The sequence below is a fragment of the Micromonospora sp. NPDC048839 genome, from assembly GCF_040649915.1.
GTDB lineage: Bacteria > Actinomycetota > Actinomycetes > Mycobacteriales > Micromonosporaceae > Micromonospora.
The window spans coordinates 48,878-68,120 of the sequence record NZ_JBEZGL010000008.1 but is presented as its reverse complement, the minus strand read 5'-3'; the positions used below and the strand labels follow the sequence as shown (position 1 = coordinate 68,120).

General features: G+C 72.6%; 15 protein-coding genes. 10 read left to right on the top strand and 5 right to left on the bottom strand.

The window, feature by feature from the left end:
• Nucleotides 1–85: 85 nt before the first annotated feature.
• Complete coding sequence (locus AB0C25_RS17120) at nt 86–1,327, bottom strand: PHB depolymerase family esterase (protein WP_357374460.1); 1,242 nt, start codon at nt 1,325–1,327, stop codon at nt 86–88.
• A 226-nt stretch (nt 1,328–1,553) separates the two neighbouring features.
• Here AB0C25_RS17120 and AB0C25_RS17115 point away from each other — a divergent pair, with 226 nt between their 5' ends.
• The 4 genes from AB0C25_RS17115 to AB0C25_RS17100 are packed head-to-tail and all read left to right on the top strand — an operon-like array spanning nt 1,554 to nt 6,528.
• Complete coding sequence (locus AB0C25_RS17115) at nt 1,554–3,386, top strand: DUF2079 domain-containing protein (RefSeq protein ID WP_357374110.1); 1,833 nt, start codon at nt 1,554–1,556, stop codon at nt 3,384–3,386.
• Between the two features lie 57 nt (nt 3,387–3,443).
• The gene (locus tag AB0C25_RS17110; RefSeq protein WP_357374108.1) at nt 3,444–4,736 is read left to right on the top strand and encodes a hypothetical protein; all 1,293 of its coding nucleotides are present in this window, start codon (nt 3,444–3,446) and stop codon (nt 4,734–4,736) included.
• Between the two features lie 10 nt (nt 4,737–4,746).
• Entirely contained in the window at nt 4,747–5,388 is a 642-nt protein-coding gene (gene lipB, locus AB0C25_RS17105) for a lipoyl(octanoyl) transferase LipB (protein ID WP_357374106.1), read from the top strand.
• A gap of 33 nt (nt 5,389–5,421) precedes the next feature.
• The gene (locus AB0C25_RS17100; RefSeq protein ID WP_357374104.1) at nt 5,422–6,528 is read left to right on the top strand and encodes a PLP-dependent lyase/thiolase; all 1,107 of its coding nucleotides are present in this window, start codon (nt 5,422–5,424) and stop codon (nt 6,526–6,528) included.
• Nucleotides 6,529–6,572: 44 nt separating this feature from the next.
• Here the strand turns inward: AB0C25_RS17100 and aspS are convergent, their stop codons facing one another.
• Nucleotides 6,573–7,859: an aspartate--tRNA(Asn) ligase gene (gene aspS / locus AB0C25_RS17095; protein ID WP_357374102.1), complete on the bottom strand. Its 1,287-nt coding sequence runs from the start codon at nt 7,857–7,859 to the stop codon at nt 6,573–6,575.
• Between the two features lie 444 nt (nt 7,860–8,303).
• Between aspS and lipA the strand changes: the two genes are divergently transcribed.
• Nucleotides 8,304–9,302: a lipoyl synthase gene (gene lipA / locus AB0C25_RS17090; RefSeq protein WP_357374100.1), complete on the top strand. Its 999-nt coding sequence runs from the start codon at nt 8,304–8,306 to the stop codon at nt 9,300–9,302.
• 53 nt (nt 9,303–9,355) lie between these two features.
• Complete coding sequence (locus AB0C25_RS17085) at nt 9,356–11,026, top strand: hypothetical protein (protein ID WP_357374098.1); 1,671 nt, start codon at nt 9,356–9,358, stop codon at nt 11,024–11,026.
• A 54-nt stretch (nt 11,027–11,080) separates the two neighbouring features.
• On the opposite strand, the gene AB0C25_RS17080 is transcribed toward AB0C25_RS17085, so the two are convergent.
• Both AB0C25_RS17080 and AB0C25_RS17075 read right to left on the bottom strand, forming a co-directional pair.
• Nucleotides 11,081–13,972: an AAA family ATPase gene (locus AB0C25_RS17080; protein WP_357374096.1), complete on the bottom strand. Its 2,892-nt coding sequence runs from the start codon at nt 13,970–13,972 to the stop codon at nt 11,081–11,083.
• A 179-nt stretch (nt 13,973–14,151) separates the two neighbouring features.
• Nucleotides 14,152–14,322, bottom strand: coding sequence for a hypothetical protein (locus AB0C25_RS17075; protein WP_357374094.1), 171 nt, complete (start codon nt 14,320–14,322; stop codon nt 14,152–14,154).
• A 206-nt stretch (nt 14,323–14,528) separates the two neighbouring features.
• Between AB0C25_RS17075 and AB0C25_RS17070 the strand changes: the two genes are divergently transcribed.
• Entirely contained in the window at nt 14,529–15,215 is a 687-nt protein-coding gene (locus AB0C25_RS17070; RefSeq protein ID WP_357245035.1) for a DUF4191 domain-containing protein, read from the top strand.
• Nucleotides 15,216–15,719: 504 nt separating this feature from the next.
• Here AB0C25_RS17070 and AB0C25_RS17065 read toward each other — a convergent pair.
• The gene (locus AB0C25_RS17065) at nt 15,720–16,118 is read right to left on the bottom strand and encodes an RDD family protein (RefSeq protein ID WP_357245033.1); all 399 of its coding nucleotides are present in this window, start codon (nt 16,116–16,118) and stop codon (nt 15,720–15,722) included.
• Nucleotides 16,119–16,380: 262 nt separating this feature from the next.
• On the opposite strand from AB0C25_RS17065, the gene glnA reads away from it, so the two are divergent.
• The 3 genes from glnA to AB0C25_RS17050 all read left to right on the top strand — a co-directional run bounded on the left by glnA (nt 16,381) and on the right by AB0C25_RS17050 (nt 19,238).
• Entirely contained in the window at nt 16,381–17,805 is a 1,425-nt protein-coding gene (gene glnA, locus AB0C25_RS17060; protein WP_357374092.1) for a type I glutamate--ammonia ligase, read from the top strand.
• A 120-nt stretch (nt 17,806–17,925) separates the two neighbouring features.
• Nucleotides 17,926–18,285: a helix-turn-helix transcriptional regulator gene (locus AB0C25_RS17055; protein WP_357374090.1), complete on the top strand. Its 360-nt coding sequence runs from the start codon at nt 17,926–17,928 to the stop codon at nt 18,283–18,285.
• Nucleotides 18,282–19,238: a hypothetical protein gene (locus tag AB0C25_RS17050; protein ID WP_357374088.1), complete on the top strand. Its 957-nt coding sequence runs from the start codon at nt 18,282–18,284 to the stop codon at nt 19,236–19,238. Before AB0C25_RS17055 ends, AB0C25_RS17050 begins: the two co-directional genes overlap by 4 nt.
• The last annotated feature ends 5 nt before the right edge of the window (nt 19,239–19,243 follow it).

Below are 19,243 nucleotides of genomic sequence, written 5' to 3'. Positions count from 1 at the left end.
CCGCGTCGATCATGAGGTTATTGCCACTCGCATCGGCGTGTCGTGGCAATAACCTCATGATCGACAGGGGTGGGGGGTGGGGGCGTCAGCAGCCGATCACCCAGTAGTTGGGGGCGGTCTGCTTGAGGGCGCTGGCGTAGAAGGTGTTGTAGAGGCCCATCCGCTGGTTGGAGCCGTTCGCGTAGGCGTAGCCACCGGACTGGTACGCCCGGCCGGCCACCACGTGGGCGTAGTTGCTGGCCGTCACGCAGGTCGGGGGCGTGGTGGGGGTCGCCGTCGGCGTCGGCGTGGCCGTGGGGGTCGGGGTCGGCGTGGCCGTCGGGGTCGGCGTGGCCGTCGGGGTGGTGCCGCCGCCGTTCAGGCCGAAGAAGAGCGCGTCCCGGTACGTCGAGCAGATGGTGTCGAGGAGGTACGCCCCGGCGGTGCCGCACTGGTCCGCCCCGGATCCCGGGTCGACCGGAGTGCCGTGGCCCATGCCGGAGACCCGGTAGAGCCGTACCTCGTCGTTGCCGTACACCTCCAGGCTCGTGTTGGCGGGCAGCGACGAGGTGCTGGTCGGGGTCTGCGAGATGCCGCGCACGTTCGTCCACTGGTCGCGGGACTCGGTGCCGTTGAGCGGGGCGACCGTCGGGTCCGAGGTGCCGTGCCAGATGGCCACGCGGGGCCGCGGGCCGGTGTAGCCGGAGTACGCCCCCCGCACCAGGTCGCCCCAGGCGGCCGGGGTCTTGTCCGCGCCCGGGTTCATGCAGCTGAAGGCGTTGACCATGCTGGTGGCGCAGCGGTACGGGATGCCAGCGATGATCGATCCGGCGGAGAAGACGTCCGGGTAGGTGGCGAGCATGACCGCGCTCATCGCCCCACCCGCGGACAGCCCGCTGACGAAGACCCGGGAGCCGTCCACCCCGAAGTTCGCCTTGGCGTGGTCGACCATCTGCTTGATGGACAGCGCCTCACCCTGACCCCGGGCCGTGTCGCCGGCCTCGAAGAAGTTGAAGCAGGAGTTGGCGTTGTTGCCGGACGGTTGCTGGACGACGATCAGGGAGAATTTCCACTGGTCGGCGTACTTCTGCCAACCGGAGCCGGAGAAGTAGCCGGCGGCGGTCTGGGTGCAGCCGTGCAGCAGCACCACGGCCGGGGAGTTGGCGGGCAGGCTGTCCGGCCGGTAGGCGTACATGGCGAGGTTGCCCGGGTTGGAGCCGAACCCGGTGACCTGGGTGAGGGTCGCGGCCCGGGCGGGTGCGGCGATGGCGACCGCGCCGGCTGCGGCGAGGACGAGCCCGGCGCCCACGCCGATCAGGCGGGTGAGGATGGACGAGGAGCGGCGCACGGCGGCCTCCTGGAAGGGGCGGACTGTGAACTGGGTCACGGTCGAATTGCCGTGACGTTACGACGATGTGTCGCCGCCATGACATGGGGCGCGCTCACACATTCACGGCCGCCGAGGTGTACGCCGGACCGTCGACGCGAGTCCTCCCCAACCCCACGCGACAACAACGGTCCCCTCCTTGCAGGTCTGACCGGCCTGTCCAGGTCCGGTTGGTAACGTCCGCTGCGTGCCGTCCTCCCCGTCGCTGGCCACCGGGCCCGCACCCGCGTCACCGCCGCGCGTCGTCCGGGACCGCCGGGCCGACCTGATCGTCGTGCTGGTGGCGTTCGCGCTCGCCGTCTGGGTGACGAGTGGGCTGTGGCGGGACCCGAACGTCCGCACCATCACCGTCAACTCCAGTGACCAGGCGCTCTTCGAGTGGCTGCTGGCCTTCGGCGGGCACGCGGTCACCCACGGAGACAACCCGCTCTTCACGTACCTGATCAACGTCCCGGACGGCGTGAACCTCGCGGTGAACACCTCGATCACGGTGTACGCGGTGGTGTTCGCACCCCTCACGTACCTGATCGGGCCGCCGGCGACGTTCCTGGTGATCCTCACCCTGAACCTGCTCGCCACCGCGCTGGCCTGGTACTGGCTGCTCTCCCGGCACCTGGTCCGCAGTCGGCTCGCCGCCGGGGTCGGTGGCCTGTTCATCGCCTACTCCCCCGGCATGGTCTCGCACGCCAACGCCCACCTGAACTGGACCGCCGGCTGGCTGGTGCCGTTGCTGATCTGGCGGCTGTTCGCGCTGCGCCGAGCGGGGCACTGGCTGCGCGACGGGGTGATCCTCGGCGTGCTGGTCGCGGTGGCGTTCTCGATCGCCGCCGAAGGGCTGTTCTTCACGGCGCTGGCGCTCGGGGTGTTCGTCGCCATCTGGGCGCTGCACCCGGCCAACCGGGCCGAGGCCCGCGCCGCGCTGCCCACCTTCCTGCGCGGGCTCGGGGTGACCGCCGTGGTAGCCGGCGTGCTGCTGTCGTACCCGCTGTGGTTGCACTTCGCCGGGCCGCAACGGTTCCACGGCACCGGCTTCGACCCGGTGATCCACTCCGAGGACATCGCCGCGTTCGCCGCCTTCCCGCGCCGCTCGCTGGCCGGCGAGGCGGGGCTGGGCACCTCGTTGGCACCGAACCCGACCGAGGAGAACTCGTTCTTCGGCATCCCGCTGCTGGTGCTCACCGTGGTCTGCTTAGTCGCGCTCTGGCGGCGGGCCGACCCGAGCCGCCGGGCCACCCTCTGGGCGCTGGGCGTCCTCGCGCTGATCTTCTCGGTGCTCTCCTTCGGCCCGGTCGCCAAGGTCGACGGGCGCCGCACCGACCTGCCCATGCCGTTCGACCTGCTCGGACAACTGCCGGTGGTGAACGCCGCGCTGCCGGCCCGGCTGGCGCTCGTGGTCGCGCCGGTGATCGGCGTGCTGCTGGCGTACGCCGTCGACCAACTGCGCGCCGCACCACCCCGGCACCGCTCCACGGAGTTGGCCTGGCTGATCGGGTTCGCGGTGGCCCTGGTGCCGCTGCTGCCCACCCCGCTGCTGACCGACGAGCGGGAGCCCGTTCCCCGGTTCATCACCTCCGGCACCTGGCGGGACTACGTCTCACCGGACGGCGTGCTCACCCCGGTGCCGCTGACCGTGGACATCTACCCGGACGGTCAGCGCTGGCAGGCGTACGCGTTGTCGCACCGGCAGGGTGAGTTCGCCATCCCGGGCGGCTTCTTCCTCGGCCCCGGTGGACCGGACGGGCGTGGCCGGATCGGCCCGGTGCCGCGCACCCTGAGCGCGTTGATGGACCAGGCGGGCCGTACCGGGTTGGTGCCGATCGTCACCGACGGGACGATCCGTGAGGTGCAGTCGGACCTGCGGCACTGGCGGATCGAGACGGTGGTGCTCGCCGACCAGGTGCACGGCGCCAAGTTCGAGGTCGACGAGGAGGCGCTGCGACGGACCGGCACCGCGCTGTTCGGCGAGCCGCAGCGCGTCGACGACGTCTGGCTCTGGCGCATCCCGCAGGCCGACCGGTAGACCACGCCACGACCGTTCGGGACGTCGTGACGGGCTCGCGTCGCGTCTAATGGGCCGATGGGAATGAGGGGCCGGAGACTGCGCCGCGGAGCGGCGATCGGTGTCGCGCTGGTTCTCGTGGCACTCAGCGCGCCAACCGCCACGGCCGCGAACGGCACTGGTACCGGCAGCACGACGGCTTCCGGCAGCACGACCGGCGTGGTGCCGACCCGGGTGCACAATCCGTGGCTGTGGCAGGCCACCGTGGGGCAACGCGCGGCCGGCCCGGCCGCGCTGGTGTTCTTCACCGACCGCACCCGCTACTTCGAGTCGACAGGTGTGCTCGTCGACCGGGACGGCGCGTACCGGCTGATCCCGATCCCCATCGGCGAGGGGCACGGGCTGCTCTCCCCGGATGGACGGCACTACCTGCGGCCGTACTCCGGCGAGCTGTTGGACCTCACCACCGGCCGGCAGCGCCGCACGATGAGCACCGGCAACTACCTGATGGCCTGGTCACCGGACGGGCAACAGGTGCTGGCCACCCGCAACAACGACGACGACGCGATCACCTACGGGCCGGACAATCAGCAGCTCAACGACCCGGAGAAGCCCGACGACCTGCTCGTCGTCGACCCGTTCCGGGACACCGAGCGGACGCTCGACGTCGGCACCTTCGCGTCGCACACCGCAGCGGCCTGGTCACCCGGGGGCGACCTGGTGGCGGTCACCGGCTGGCCGGACGTGCCAGCCCAACTCACCGAACACGGGCGACTGGTTGTCGTCGACCCGTCCGGCGGCGGCCCTCGTTGGCAGGTCGACCTGGGTGACCGACGCAAACTCGCCGGCCCGGCCGCCTGGCATCCCGACGGTCGGCGGCTCGCGCTGCTCGCCTTCGACGGCTGCGCCGGGCCCCGTTGCACGTCCGAGGAGGCGGCGGCGCGCACCTGGCGAATCGAGTTCCTGGACATGGCCACCGGCCACGCCGTCGGCCAGGCCCTGCCGGCCGGCACCTCGGTCAGCGAGGTCATCGGCTGGCGCGGCGACGACCCCGTCCTGCGGTACGTCAGCCCAATGGAAGAGGACACCGACCGGCAGGCCGTTCTCGCCGCGCTGTCGCCCGACGGCGGTCGCGAGGTGCTGGTGACCACGCCGGTCGGCTCGACCGACCTGATGGTGCCGAGCGACCTGCTGACCCGGGCCGCGTTCGGTGGGCCGGAGCCCCGGCCGTCACCGTTCGCCGCCCCGCTCTGGGTCTACCTCACGCTGGCGGTGCCGCTACTGCTCGCCGTCGCCCTCGTCGTTCGTCGCCGCCGCGCCGCATCCCTGGTGAGACGGCTCACCAGCGACGATCGCCGGGAGCGGGATTAGGCTGGACACCGTGACAGCGACGATCTCCGGCCTCACCGCCGTCCGCGCCGGCCTGCTGGACTACCAGGCCGCCTGGGACGAGCAGCGACGCCTGCACGAGTCGGTGGTGGCTGGCGAGCGCGGCGACACCGTGCTGCTGCTGGAGCACCCGAGCGTCTACACCGCCGGCAAGCGCACCGAGCCGTGGGACCGGCCGACGGACGGCACCCCGGTCGTCGACGTGGACCGCGGCGGCAAGATCACCTGGCACGGGCCGGGGCAGCTCGTCGGCTACCCGATCCTGCGGCTGCCCGACCCGGTGGACGTGGTCGCCTACGTCCGCCGCACCGAAGAGCTGCTCATCGACGTGTGCGCCGAGTTCGGGCTGACCGCCGGCCGGGTCGAGGGACGCAGCGGCGTCTGGGTGCCCGAGGACGACCGGGGGCCGGCCCGCAAGGTGGCCGCCATCGGCATCCGGGTCGCCCGGGGCGTCACCCTGCACGGCTTCTCGATCAACTGCGACTGCGACCTGACGTACTTCGACCGGATCGTGCCGTGCGGCATCCGCGACGCCGGCGTCACCTCGCTCACCGCCGAGCTGGGCCGCCCGATCACCGCCGCCGACGTGCTGCCGGTGGTCGAGCGCCGACTCGCGACCCTCGTCGCGGCCTGACCGACGAGCGCACCCACGCCGCTGGGACGTGACATGACGGACGCGGTACGCCCACCGACCGGTACCGCGGTCACGGCCCTGGAGTGCATTCGATGCGCTGCCCACCATCCGGTCGGCGACTACCCGCTCGGGTGCCCCTCCTGCGCGGCCGCCGGCCGCGGCTCGAACCTGTTCTGCCGTTACCCCGCCGAGGCGGTACGCCAGGACCAACTGGTGCCGTACCCCGTCGTTCCGAATCTGGGCCAGGGGGACACACCGCTGTTCCCGCTGCCCTGGCTCGACGGGGTGCTCGTCAAGAACGAGGCGGCGAATCCGACCGGGTCCCACAAGGACCGGTTCGCGGCGATGGCGGTGACCCACGCGAAGGCCTCGGGTTACGAGCGCGTCGTCGTCGGATCGTCAGGTAACGCCGGGCTGGCCACCGCCGCCTTCGCCGCCGCCGTCGGCCTCCGGGCCGTGGTGGCCGGCTTCACCTGGCTGCCCGAATCGCTCGCGGAGCCGCTGCGCAGGCTCGGAGCGGACCTGCGCACCTTCGACACCGACGAGGAACGCATCCGGTACGTCAAGGAGGCGGCCGACCGTCCCGACACGTTGGCCGTCTCCAACGTCGCCGACATCGTCATCGGAAGTAGCTGTTTCGGGATCGAGGGCTACAAGGCCATCGCCTGGGAGATAGCGGCCGCCGTACCTGCCGGGGTGGACCACGTCGTGATCCCGTCGAGCCGTGGCGATCTGGCCTGGGGCATCCACCTCGGGTTCGCCGAGTGGTCCGCCCTCACCGGCGGCCCCCTGCCACGCCTTCACCTGGTCGAACCCTTCCCCAGGTTGTCCGTCGTGCTTGCCGGCCAGGACATCGCCGCGCGCTTTCCCGACAGCGCCGGAAGCCTCCACTCGATCGCCGGGGACAGCACGACCGTCCAGGCCCAGGCCGCGGTGACCCGTAGTGCGGGCAGCGTCGTGGTGGTGCCGGAAGACGTGGCAACCAGCTGGTACGAGCGGGCGAGTCGACACGGGCACACTTGGGAGATCAGCAGTTGCACCGTGTTGGCTGCCTACGACGTCCTCCGGCGACGCAACGTCATCCCCGCTGCCGAGCGGACCGTCCTGGTCATCACCTCCCACCTGTTCAAGGGGCTGTGACGCCGCACGGGCCGGCGTCGTACGACGCCGGCCCGCGCATCCCTTTAGGGGGTCAGCCGGTGCAGGTCCCGCGGGAACGCGGTGACCTCCCGGATGTTGGCCGCGCCGACCAGGCGGGCCACGAAGCGTTCCAGGCCGATGGCGAAGCCGCCGTGCGGCGGCATGCCGTGCCGGAACGCGTCCAGGTAACCGGCGTACGGCTCGACCGGCTCACCCCGGGCCGCCAGCGCCGCCAGGTAGTCGGCGTGCCGGTGCAGCCGCTGCCCGCCAGTGACCAGCTCCAGCCCGCGAAAGAGCAGGTCGAAACCGTTCGAGTACGCCGGCCGCGCCGGGTCCGGGTGCGTGTAGAACGGTCGCTTCGCCATCGGGTAGCCGGTGACGAAGAGGAAGTCCGAGCCGTGTTCGCGGCGGGCCCACTCACCCAGCGCCCGTTCGTGGGCGGGCGCGAGGTCCGGCTCGTCGGCGGGCGCGCCGGCGATCGTCAACGCCTCGGTGAAGTGCACCGCCGGGATCTCCGTGGGCACCTCCGGTGGTGTGACGCCCAGCGTCGCCAGGGCGGCGCCGGCCCGCTCGCCCACGGTGCCCAGCATCCCGGCCAGGGTGTCGCGCAGCACCCGCATCACGTCGCGGTGGTCGGTGACGAAGCCCAGCTCGGCGTCGAGCGACGTGTACTGCGCGAGGTGCCGGACGGTGTCGTGCGGCTCGGCCCGGAACACCGGCCCCACCTCGTAGACGCGTTCGAAGACGCCGACCATCAGTTGCTTGTAGAACTGCGGCGACTGGGCCAGGTACGCGGGACCACCGAACCAGTCCAGCGCGAACACGTTCGCCCCGCTCTCGGTGGAGGAGCTGACCACCTTCGGGGTGTGGATCTCCACGAAGTCGCGGGCGTCGAGCGCGGCCCGGAAGCCGGCCACCGCCGCCGCCGAGATCCGCAGCGCGGCCGACCGGGTGGGGTGGCGCAGCGCGGTCGGCGCGTTGTCGAGTTGGGTGGGCAGGCTCGCGGTGAGCGTCGGCCGGTACAGGTCGAACGGTGGCGGCACGGCGGGCGGCCCGAGCGGGCGTACCTCCGGGTCGGTCAGCTCGACCCCGGCGGGCGCCGTGTCGTTCGCGGTCACCGTCGCGGTGACCTCGACGACCGTCTCCTCGGGGAGTTTCTCCAGCTCGGCACGGACGGCCGGGTCGGTGACGACCACCTGGGCCAGGCCGGTGGCGTCGCGCACGATCAGGAAGGCCACCGACTTGAGCAGTCGGCGGCGGTGCACCCACCCGGCGATCCGCACGGGCGTGCCGATCCGGGTGGGCAGGTGGTGGGACAGGGTTCGTTGCATGGCGGGCTGCTCCTCGGTCGATCGCCACGCCGTCGCCGCCCTGCGGTGGCGACGCGTCGCATCAGCCCCAGGGAGGTGTGGGCGAGCGGGAACCTCGCGGTGCCACCACACCTTCACCCCCGCCGGAGCGGGGGCCTCGTTCGTCGCCTGATGACCGGGGCCAGCCGGGCGGGCTCTACTAGGCGATCTGCCGTTCTACCCGCAGCTCGGGAGGGTCTTCGCGCACCGGTGCCAGACCGCCTCTCAGCACCGGCGGCTCTCTGCACTGGCGGGTCGGCGCGCTACTCGGCTCCGTCGTCGCTGTTGGCGGAGACCGTAGCACCAGATCCCCACGTGTGTGACGCTCATTTTCGACTGTCCGGTGTCCGGCGTCACAACGTTTGGAGCGTGACGCCGGTCGCCTGGCGTACATAGACACCTGCCGTCCAGCGTAGGCTCAATTTCGTGACGATCGAGCACTCCGCGCCGACGACCGGCCAGGCAGCGCGCACCGCAACGGCGGCCCCCGAGGGGCGGCGTCTGCTGCGCATCGAGGCGCGCAACGCCGAGACGCCGATCGAGCGCAAACCGCCGTGGATCAAGGTCAAGGCCAAGATGGGACCGGAGTACACCCAGTTGCGCGGGCTCGTCTCGCGCGAAGGGCTGCACACCGTCTGCCAGGAAGCCGGCTGCCCCAACATCTACGAGTGTTGGGAGGACCGGGAGGCCACCTTCCTCATCGGCGGCGACCAGTGCACCCGGCGCTGCGACTTCTGCCAGATCGACACCGGCAAGCCGGCCGAGTTCGACGCCGACGAGCCGCGTCGCGTGGCCGAGTCGGTGGTCGCGATGGGGCTGCGCTACGCCACCATCACCGGTGTCGCCCGTGACGACCTGCCCGACGGCGGCGCCTGGCTGTACGCCGAGACCGTCCGACAGATCCACCTCCTCCAGCCCGGCTGCGGCGTCGAGTTGCTGATCCCGGACTTCAACGCCGTGCCCGAGCAGCTCGCCGAGGTCTTCGGCACCCGCCCGGAGGTGCTGGCGCACAACGTGGAGACCGTGCCGCGCATCTTCAAGCGCATCCGGCCGGCGTTCCGCTACGACCGTTCGCTGGACGTGATCCGCCAGGCCCGCGCCGACGGTCTGGTCACCAAGAGCAACCTCATCCTGGGCATGGGCGAGGAGCGCGCCGAGGTCTCCCAGGCACTGCGCGACCTGCACGACGCCGGTTGTGAACTGATCACCATCACGCAGTACCTGCGTCCCACCCCCCGGCACCACCCGGTGACCCGCTGGGTCAAGCCGGAGGAGTTCGTGGAGCTGCGCGAGGAGGCCGAGGAGATCGGCTTCGCCGGGGTGATGAGCGGGCCGCTGGTGCGCTCGTCGTACCGGGCGGGTCGGCTCTACAAGCAGGCGCTCGACGCCCGTGCCGCCACCCCGGTCGCCACCACCGCGGGCTGACCCCGCCGGCAGCGCCGCGCGGCCGTTCGGCGTCCGGATGTCATGATCGTGCGATGACCCTCGGCGTACGCCAGCAGCCGCGTGGCGCGGGCTCCCCGCACCCACGGCCGGGCTCGCGCCTCGGGTTGGTCGGCTGGCTGACCGGGTTGGCCGTACTCGTCGGGGTGGGTTACCGGCTCTGGCTGCTGGGTCACGCCGCGCCGCCCACCAACAGCGACGAGGCCGCCATGGGGTTGGCCGCGCTGCACATCGCCCGAGCTGAGGACTTCCCGGTCTGGTTCTACGGCCAGCAGTACATGGGCGCGCTGGAGGCGTACCTGGCCGCGCCGGTGTTCGCCCTGGCCGGTGGGCCGTCGCTGCTCGGTCTGCGGCTGCCCACGCTCGTGCTGTACGTGTTGTTCCTGCTGCTGGCCTGGCGGTTGACGCTGCGACTGACCGGGGACCGGTGGTTCGGGCTGCTGGTGGTGGTGTTGCTGGCGCTGGGCTCCGACCGGGTGGTGAAGAACCAGCTGATCGCCGGTGGTGGCTATCCGGAGATGAACGCGGCCGGGATGGCGCTTGCCGTACTCGCGGTTGATCTGGCCACCGGGCGACCGGGGTGGCGGCTGACGCGCTGGGCGGCGTGGGGGTTCCTGGCCGGCCTGATGGTCTGGGTCGACCCGCTGGTGCTGCCGTACGTCGTGGCGCTCGGCGCGGTGCTCGTCGGGTTCTGCGGTCGGGAGCTGCGGGGCGCGGCCGGGGCGCTGCTCGGGGCCGCCGCCGTGCTGGGCGCCGCACCGCTGCTGCTGGACAGCCTGCTGACCGGCCGGAACCCACTGAACGCGGTCCTCGCCGCCAGCGGCGCGAACGCCAGCGCGGGATGGGCGGACCGGCTGCACGGCGGCCTGTTGCTCGGCCCTGCGCTGGGGATGGGCTTCTGCGGTCCCGGGAGGTGCGCCACCTGGCAACTGTGGTGGGCGCTCGCCCTGCCGCTGCTGCTGGCCCTCGCCGCCGCCACCGCCTGGCACACCCTGCGCCGCGCACCCGCCGACCCCGCGGTCCCTGCGGCCGGCGGTCCTGGGGGCGTCGCGCAGGTCCCGGCTCGGGTGGCGGCGGCCGTGTGGTTGGCGCTCGTGCTGGCCGCGGTCGGCACCCTCGGCGCGTACACCGTGAGCAGTTCCGCCGGGCTCACGCCGGTGGAGAGTTCCCGCTATCTGTCCTGCCTGCTCATCTCCCTGCCGGCACTGCTGTGGCCGGTCTGGGCGGCGGCCCGTGGCGGTCTCCGGCGGTCCGCGGGCGACCGTCGCGGCGTCGGGTCGGCGCTGGCCCGCCCGGTCGCGCTGGCGTTGCTCGTGGCCACCCTGGGCACCGCCGGCCACGCCACCTGGCAGGCGGCGCGGACCGCGCCCGCGACCCGGGCCGCCGAGGCCCGGCACACCGAGTTGGTGACCACCCTGCGTCAGCTCGGCGTACGACACGTCCGCGCCGGCTACTGGACCTGCAACCGGCTCACCTTCGCCACGTCGGAGCAGGTGGTCTGCGCGGTCGTCGACGACGCGCTGCGCCCCGGCTTCGACCGCTACCCCGCGTACCGGCGGGAGGTCGACGGCGCGGCGGCGCCCGCCTGGGTCGCACCGACCGGCTCGCCGTTGGCGTACACGCTCGACGAGCGGTTGCGCGCCGCCCCGGGCAGCCTGGACCTGGTCACGATCGACGGCTGGCGGATCTACCTGCCGTCGGCCTGACCGCGCGACCCGGCCCGATCCGGCCCGGTGCGCCCGGGACCGCTGGCGCGCTCGTCAGCGGGGTGGCGCGGGCTCGGCGAGCAGGCCGAGGCGGTGGGCCAGCGCGGCGGCCTCCCCCCGGTTCGTCACGTCGAGTTTCGCGATGATCCGGGACACGTGCACGCTTGCCGTCTTCGGGGAGATGAACAACTGCTCGGCGATCCGGCTGTTGCTGTGCCCCTCGGCGACCAGCCGCAGCACCTCCCGCTCCCGGGCGGTCAACAGATCGGCGCCGGCCCCGCCCTGACCCGTCCCGCGCAGGCCGACCCGCCGCGCCAGGGTCGCGGCCGCCTCGGCCAGCGGTGTCGCGCCCAACCGCCGGGCGATCTCCGTGGCCTCGGTGAGCGCCGCCGACACCTCGTCCCGCTCGCCGCCGGCGGCGGCCGCCTCGGCCAGCGCCAACAACGCCCGACCGAGCGGGTACGGCTGCCCGTCGGCACGCCACGCGTCCACCGCCGCCCGCCAGGCCGGCAGCGCCTGGTCACCGACCGCCAGCAGCGCGGCGACCTGGGCGGCGTGCGCCCGCGCCGCCGGGTGCCGGGCCGGCAGGTCCGCGGCGAGCACGGTGACGGCGGCGGCCAGGTCCCGGTCACCGACCCGGGCGGCGGTACGGGCGACGGCGCTGAGCACCGGCCAGCCTTCCCGGGGCAGTTGCGGCAGATGCGCGTCGGCCACCGCGACGCGAGCGGCGCGTACCGCCTCGATCTTGTCGTCGGTGGCCAGCGCCGCCTCGATCGCCAGCTCGTGCAGGGGCAGCCGGTGGTTGGGCCACAGATAGGGCCGGCCGAGGAAGGCCAACGCCCGGTCGACCAGCTCCTCGGCCCCCGGGTGGGCGCGGGCGAGCCGCAGCCCGGCGCCCAACTGGAGCCAGTGCAGCCCGGTGACGCCGGACAGGTCGATCCGGGCGGCCTCCGCGCACACCCCCTCGGCCTCGTCCCACCGACCCAGCGCGATCAGCGCCTCGGCCCGGTTCGACAACAGGTACGCCCCGGTCGAGCGGCTGATCCCCACCCGCCGCGCCTCGGCCACACCGGCCTCCGCCGCCTGCGCGGACTCGGCGTAACGGCCCAGTTCGCAGAGCATGTCCGACTGGAACACCTTGGCGAGCACAAGCGTCGGTGTGTCCCCGGCCGTACGCGCGGCGGCCTCGACCGTGGCCAGCCCGTTCAGCCCACGCTCCAGATCCCGCTCACCGTGGCAGAGCATGGCGATCCGCGTCGGCAGCAGGGCCAACTCCTCGCCGAGGGCCGCGGCGGCGGCACCCGCCTCGGCGGCCACCTGGGCGGCCCGCTGAGGAGCGATCTTGGCCAGGTGGGTGGCGATGTCGGCGAGCAGCCGGACCCGCTCCACGCCGATCGGGCCGCCGGCCGCCAGCCGGTACGCCTCATCCAGCTCACGGCTGCCGTCACTCTTGCCGAGCAGGGCCATCAGTCGACCCCGCTGGTCCAGCAGGCGGGCGGCACGCAGCGGCGCGGCGTCGGCGTCCACCTCGGCCAGCCCGGCCCGGGTCAGGGTGATGGCCCGGCTGAAGTCACCGGCGGTGATCGCGGCGTCCAGGGTCTGCTCCAGCAGCCCCAAGTGGTCGATGCCGAGCAGGTCGGCGGCGTCGGGCACCAGTTCCCACAGCTCCAGCGCCCGTTCCAACAGTCGACGCTGCTCGGCGTAGGCGTACCGGTCGGCGGCGTCGCGGGCCGCGGAGAGCGCGGCGACCAGGGCACGCGGGTGGTGGTGCGCGGCGTACCAGTGGTGGGCGATCTCGGCCGGCGCCCGGCCGACGGCGACCAGGTGCGGCTGCGCCTCGATCGCGGCGGCGAAGCGGGCGTGCAGCCGGGCGTGTTCGCCGGGCAGCAACTCGTCGTGCACGGCCTCGCGGACCAGCGCGTGCCGGAACTCGTAGTCGCCGTCCGGGTCGGCCACCACGAGTTGGGCGGCGACGGCGGCACGCAGCGCGTCCTCCAACTCGGTGTCCGGCAGGCCGGCGACCTCGGCGAGCAGGTCGTGGGCGAACCGGGTGCCGCCGGCCGCGGCGATCCGCAGCACCCGCTGGGACGGCTCGGGCAGCCGGTCCACCCGCGCCAACAGCAGGTCGCGCAGGGTCTCCGGGAGCGCCGCGCAGCCGAGCGGATCGCCGGCCACGGCCAACTCCTCGATGAAGAAGGGGTTGCCCTGGGTGCGCCCGTGGACGTCGTCGACGGCACGGGTGGACGGCTCGACACCGAGCAGATCCGCGAGGACCGCGGCGGTGCCGTCGCGGTCCAGCCGCCCCAGCTCGACCCGGTGCACGCCACGGACCCGGTCCAGCTCGGCCAGGAACGGGCGCAACGGGTGCCCGCGCTGCAACTCGTCGGTGCGGTAGGTGCAGACCAGCAGCAGCCGGCCCGGTCGGGCCGCCCGGACCAGGAAGCCGATCAGGTCGCGGGTGGAGCGGTCGGCCCAGTGCAGGTCCTCGATCATCAGCACCAGCGGCCGGGCCTCGGCGAGCCGTTGGAACAGCTCGGCGACGAGGTCGAACAGGTAGCCGCGCGGGGCGTCACCGACCGGGGCGGCGCTCGGCGCGGCCAGCGGCGCCCGGCCCAGCTCCGGCAGCAGCCGGGCGAACTCCGCCTCGTACCCGGCGAACACCTCGGGACCGTCGACGCGCAGCACCGCGCGCAGGGCGGCGGCGAACGGGGCGAACGGCAGACCCGCCTCGCCCAGCTCCAGGCACTGGCCGACAAGCACCCGAGCCCCGCCGCCGGTGGTTCCGGCGGAGAACTCCTCCAACAGCCGGGTCTTGCCCACCCCCGCCTCGCCACCCACCAGCACGGTGGTCGGCTCCCCCGCCCCTGCGCGGGCCAGCGCCTCCCGCAACGTCGCCAGCTCGCGCTGGCGGCCGACGATGACGGAGCTGGCGGCGCGTACGGTCACGGAAGCGAGCATGCCACGGCGGCCGCCCGCGCCGGCCCCACCGATCGGCGGGACGGCCGGCGGTCGACCGTCCGGCCGATCGGGTGCCGTGGGCGTGGCCGCCGGGGCGGGCGCGGTCACCGGCGGTCGACCGTCCCGCCGATCGGGTGCCGTGGGCGTGGCCGCCGGGGCGGGCGCGGTCACCGGCGGTCGTCGCCGAGGCGGCGGGTCTGCTGGCGGCGGCCCAGCCAGGTGCGGCCGGCAGGTCGCGACACCGCGCGGGCGAGCCGGGCCGCGTCCACCTCGGCGCGCAGCTCGGCGGCATGCGTACGGTGTAGGGAGAGCAGGAATTCCGCGTCGTTGCCGAACATGTCGGTCTCCTTCGTCGTGGCGTCGTCCTCTGCCGATGACTCTCCGCGCGAAGGCCCCACCCGGGCATGGGCACAGCGCCTGATCTTCGCCCCCGGCACCCTCCTTACTCGCCCGCTCCGCGGCGGCGAGGCGACGTAAGGTACTCAGTCGGCCGGCACCCGGACGCGGATCAACGGGGCCGGCGGCGACCACTAGACTCTGCGGCATGGCAAAGCCCCAGGAGAAGGTCTCGTTCGGCCAACGGCTGAAGCAGATCGGGATGGTGTTCCAGTTCACCGCCAAGCAGGACCGGTGGTTCGCGCCGTTGGTCGCCGCCGCGGTGCTCATCCCGCTCGCCCTCACCGTGGTCGCGGTCATCCTCTGGAGCTGGATCTGGCTGCCGATCGGCATCCTGTTCGTCCTGCTCGCGGTGCTGATCGTGCTCAACCTGCGGTCCAACAAGGCGATGATGAACGCCGCCGAGGGGCAGCCCGGCGCAGCGGCGCAGATCATGGAGAACATGCGCGGCGACTGGCGGGTAACCCCGGCGGTCAGCTCGACCACCCAGATGGACATGATCCACCTGGTGATCGGCCGGCCGGGCGTGATCCTGCTGGCCGAGGGCAACCCGCAGCGGGTACGCGGCCTGCTCGGGCAGGAGAAGCGGCGGCTGTCGAAGGTGATCGGCTCCGCGCCCCTGCACGACTACGTGATCGGGCAGGAAGAGGGCGAACTGCCGATCCGCAAGCTCCGCACGACGCTGCTGCGTCTGCCCCGCGCGCTCTCCGGCAAGGACGTCAACTCGCTGGACAAGCGGCTCAAGGCCCTCACCGCCCGTCCGCAGATGCCCAAGGGCGCGATCCCGAAGAACATGCGGCCGCCGGGCGCCTCCCGCCAGTCGCGGGGCCGCTGACCCCCCAGGTGTACGCGTAAGAGCCGGACCCGAACGGGTCCGGCTCTTACCCGTCGGCGCCCCGGCACCCCGCACCGCACCGCACCGCACCACCCCGGCACCCCGGCACCCCGGCACCCCGGCACCCCGGCACCCCGGCACCCCGGCACCCCGGCACCCCGGCACCCCGGCACCCCGGCACCCGCACAACATCCCCGAAGTTGCTGCCTCAGACGCGCCGCAGGCAGCAACTTCCCCGAAGTTGCTGCGATCTTGCCCAGAGGCGGACGCATTGGCCGCCGGAGGCGAGGCTTCAGACCACGTCGCCCGTCAAGATCGTGCTCGATCGTGGATGTAGTGGCCTGCGAAACGCAGGGATACCACTACATCCCGGATCGAGCGCGATCTTGGGCGGGCGGAGGCGAGGCCGGGCCGAGGGCGGGAGGCGAGGACCAAGCGCCGGAGGCGAGGCCGGAGGCGAGGACCAAGCGCCGGAGGCGAGGGCGGGTGCGGCGGGTGCGGGGCTCAGCCTCGGGGTGCGTCGGCGATGACCGCGTTGGCGAATCGGTCGTGCAGCCCCCGACGGTGCTCGTCCATGATCAGCGCGGGGACGACGAGGGCCAGGAGCAGGCCGCGGATCAGGCCGCGGAGCACCCCGATCCGGCCACCGTCGTACCAGTTCACACAGCGGATCTTCGTGATGTACATGCCCGGCGTCTGGGCGAACAGGCCGAGGAAGAAGCCGTACTCGAGCACCAGCACCAGCACCGGCGCCCAACTGTCGCGCAACGGGTCGGCGAAGACGTTTGACACCAGCAGGCTGAGCACCCAGTCGATGACCAGCGCCCCGAACCGTTTACCGAGGCTGGGTGGGGTGAAACCGGGGTCGGTGGCCGGCGCGGCCGGGGCGTGCGGATTGGTCACAGCGGTCAAGGGTATCCGCGCGGGGATGAGGACTTGCCGGGTGTCGCCTGCACGGCGTGCTGATTCGGGCCAACGGCATCAAATGTCATTACACTGGCACAGTCGGACGGCGCTCGCGGCGGGCCGGGGGCGTGGACCGGAGTGCCACTGACGCTCCGCGCGGGACGTAACACGGCAGAAACAACGGAGACACGGCCGGGCAACCGCCCGGCCCTAGCGTCGCCAGAAGCCTAGCCACCCCGTGGACGTGCCAGGAGGATGTGTGTTCGCCAATCCCGAGGAACTGCTGCGATACCTCAAGAACGAGGACGTGAAGTTCGTCGACGTTCGTTTCTGTGACCTGCCCGGCGTGATGCAGCACTTCAACCTGCCGGTCGAGTCCGTCAACGACGATCTTTTCACCGACGGCCTCGCGTTCGACGGCTCGTCGATCCGCGGTTTCCAGGCGATCCACGAGTCGGACATGCTCCTGCTCCCGGACGTCGCCACCGCGTTCATCGACCCGTTCCGCGCGCAGAAGACGCTCGCGCTGAACTTCTTCATCCACGACCCGTTCACCCGCGAGGCCTACAGCCGCGACCCGCGCAACGTCGCGAAGAAGGCCGAGGCGTACCTGGCGGCCAGCGGCATCGCCGACACCGCCTACTTCGGCGCCGAGGCGGAGTTCTACATCTTCGACTCGATCCGCCACGAGACCTCGGCGCACCAGTCGTTCTACTACATCGACTCGATCGAGGGCGCCTGGAACACCGGCCGCGAAGAGTCGGGCGGCAACCTCGGTTACAAGACCGCGTACAAGGGCGGCTACTTCCCGGTGCCGCCGGTCGACCACTACGCCGATCTGCGTGACTCGATCGTGCGCCGGCTCGTCGACACCGGCTTCAACGTGGAGCGCTCGCACCACGAGGTGGGCACCGCCGGCCAGTCTGAGATCAACTACCGGTTCTCGACCCTGCTGCACGCCGGTGACCAGCTCCAGCTCTTCAAGTACATCGTGAAGAACGAGGCCTGGGCCAACGGCAAGACCGCGACGTTCATGCCCAAGCCGCTGTTCGGCGACAACGGCTCCGGCATGCACACCCACCAGAGCCTCTGGCTCAACGGTGAGCCGCTGTTCTACGACGAGACCGGCTACGCCGGCCTGTCCGACATGGCCCGCTGGTACATCGGCGGTCTGCTGCACCACGCGCCGTCGCTGCTGGCCTTCACCAACCCGACGGTCAACTCGTACCGTCGCCTGGTGCCGGGTTACGAGGCGCCGGTCAACCTGGTCTACTCGCAGCGCAACCGTTCCGCCTGCACCCGGATCCCGGTGACCGGCAGCAACGCCAAGGCCAAGCGCGTCGAGTTCCGCGTGCCGGACCCGTCGGCCAACGTCTACCTGGCCTTCTCGGCCATGATGATGGCCGGCCTGGACGGCATCAAGAGCAAGATCGAGCCGCCGACGCCGATCGACAAGGACCTCTACGACCTCCCGCCGGAGGAGTGGGGCGACGTCAAGCAGGTGCCGGGCTCGCTGCCGGCCGTGCTCGACTCGCTGGAGGCCGACCACGACTACCTGCTCGACGGCGGCGTCTTCACCCCCGACCTGATCTCCACCTGGGTCGACTGGAAGCGCGCCAACGAGGTCGACCCGGTGCGCCTGCGCCCGACCCCGCACGAGTTCGCCATGTACTACGACTGCTGAGCAGTAGCTGAACCGCCGGCCGGGCCGGCTCCGCGTGACGCGGAGCCGGCCCGGTTCCGTTTCCCCGCCCACCAGACGTATCGCCTACCGTTATATCTTTGCGTCCGTTATATTGTCGCCATGGACACTCCCCTGCGGGAACCGACGTTCCTCATCCTCACCGCGCTGGCCGGTGAGCCGCTGCACGGCTACGGGCTGATCCGCGAGGTCGCTGGCCTCTCTGACCAGCGGGTCAACCTCCGGCCGGGCACCCTCTACGGCGCACTCGACCGGCTGGTCGATGCCGGCCTGGTCGAGGTCGACCGGGAGGAGATCGTGGACGGCCGGCTACGCCGCTACTACCGCCTCTCCCCCGCGGGCGACGCGACGCTCACCGCCGAGACCGAGCGGCTGCGCCGCAACGTCGAGGCCGCCACCGCCCGGCTGCGCGCCCGCACCACCCGGCCACTCGCCCCGCGTACCGCCGAGGGGTTGGCATGACGGACCTGGAGCGGCGCTACCTGTGGCTGCTGCGCGCGTACCCCGCCGACTACCGGCGGGCCCGCGGCGCGGAGATCGTCGGGACGTACCTCGACCTGGCCGACCCGGAGCGGCGTTGGCCCTCGCCGGCGGACGCCGCGGACCTCGCGCGTGGCGGCGTCCGCCAGCGGCTGCGGGCCGTCGGGGCCGCCGGCCTGATCCCCGGGGTACGCCTCGCGGCGGTGCTGTCCCTGCTCACCGCGACCGCGCTCGCGGCGGTCTGGTCGGTGCTGGAGCTGCGGCCCCCGGCGCCCTACTGGGGTATCCCGGCACTCGGGCCGGTCGCCACCCTCGGTGCCGGGGTGTGGGTGGGGTGGCTCCTGCCGGCGCTCGCGCTGGCCGTGGGCTCGGCCCGGTGGGCGCGACGGGCCATCGGTCTCGCGCTGCTGCTCACCGTCGTGGCGGTGCCCGTCGCGGAGCTGGCCGGTCTGCCCCGACCGCCGCTGTTCATCCTGCTGCCCCAGGTCGCCCTCGGGCTGGTGGCGCTCGCCCTGCCGGACCGGCTGTCGATGCCGGTGCGGCTGGCGCAGCCGCTCACAGCCGTCGGCGCCGCTGTCGCGACGGAGCTGCTGTACCCGTGGGAGGACCACTACTACTACGGCTGGACCAGCATCCAGATCCCGCAGGGCGTGGGCCTGGCCCTGTTGGCGGTGACGCTGCTGCTGGCGATCGGGCTACTGGTAGGTGGTGACCGTCGAGGGCTGTGGGCCGCGCTGACCCTGCTCACCCCGATCTGCCTGCTCCGTCTGCACGACCTGGTCGCCGCCGGTCCCACGGCCCTGCACGGCGGACCCAATGTCGACCGGTTCGGCCTGGCCGTGGCGGCGACCGCCGTGACGCTGATCGGCCCGGCGGCGCTCGGTGGCGCGGTGGCGCTGGCCGGACGGGCCCGCCGACGCACCCCCGCCTCCTGACCGAA

Coding starts and splice junctions, on each gene's coding strand:
- AB0C25_RS17070 (WP_357245035.1), top strand. CDS start 14,529: ATGGCAAAGCCCCAGGAGAAGGTCTCGTTCGGCCAACGGCTGAAGCAG.
- AB0C25_RS17085 (WP_357374098.1), top strand. CDS start 9,356: ATGACCCTCGGCGTACGCCAGCAGCCGCGTGGCGCGGGCTCCCCGCAC.
- AB0C25_RS17050 (WP_357374088.1), top strand. CDS start 18,282: ATGACGGACCTGGAGCGGCGCTACCTGTGGCTGCTGCGCGCGTACCCC.
- AB0C25_RS17100 (WP_357374104.1), top strand. CDS start 5,422: ATGACGGACGCGGTACGCCCACCGACCGGTACCGCGGTCACGGCCCTG.
- AB0C25_RS17110 (WP_357374108.1), top strand. CDS start 3,444: ATGGGAATGAGGGGCCGGAGACTGCGCCGCGGAGCGGCGATCGGTGTC.
- AB0C25_RS17055 (WP_357374090.1), top strand. CDS start 17,926: ATGGACACTCCCCTGCGGGAACCGACGTTCCTCATCCTCACCGCGCTG.
- aspS (WP_357374102.1), bottom strand. CDS start 7,859: ATGCAACGAACCCTGTCCCACCACCTGCCCACCCGGATCGGCACGCCC.
- AB0C25_RS17075 (WP_357374094.1), bottom strand. CDS start 14,322: ATGTTCGGCAACGACGCGGAATTCCTGCTCTCCCTACACCGTACGCAT.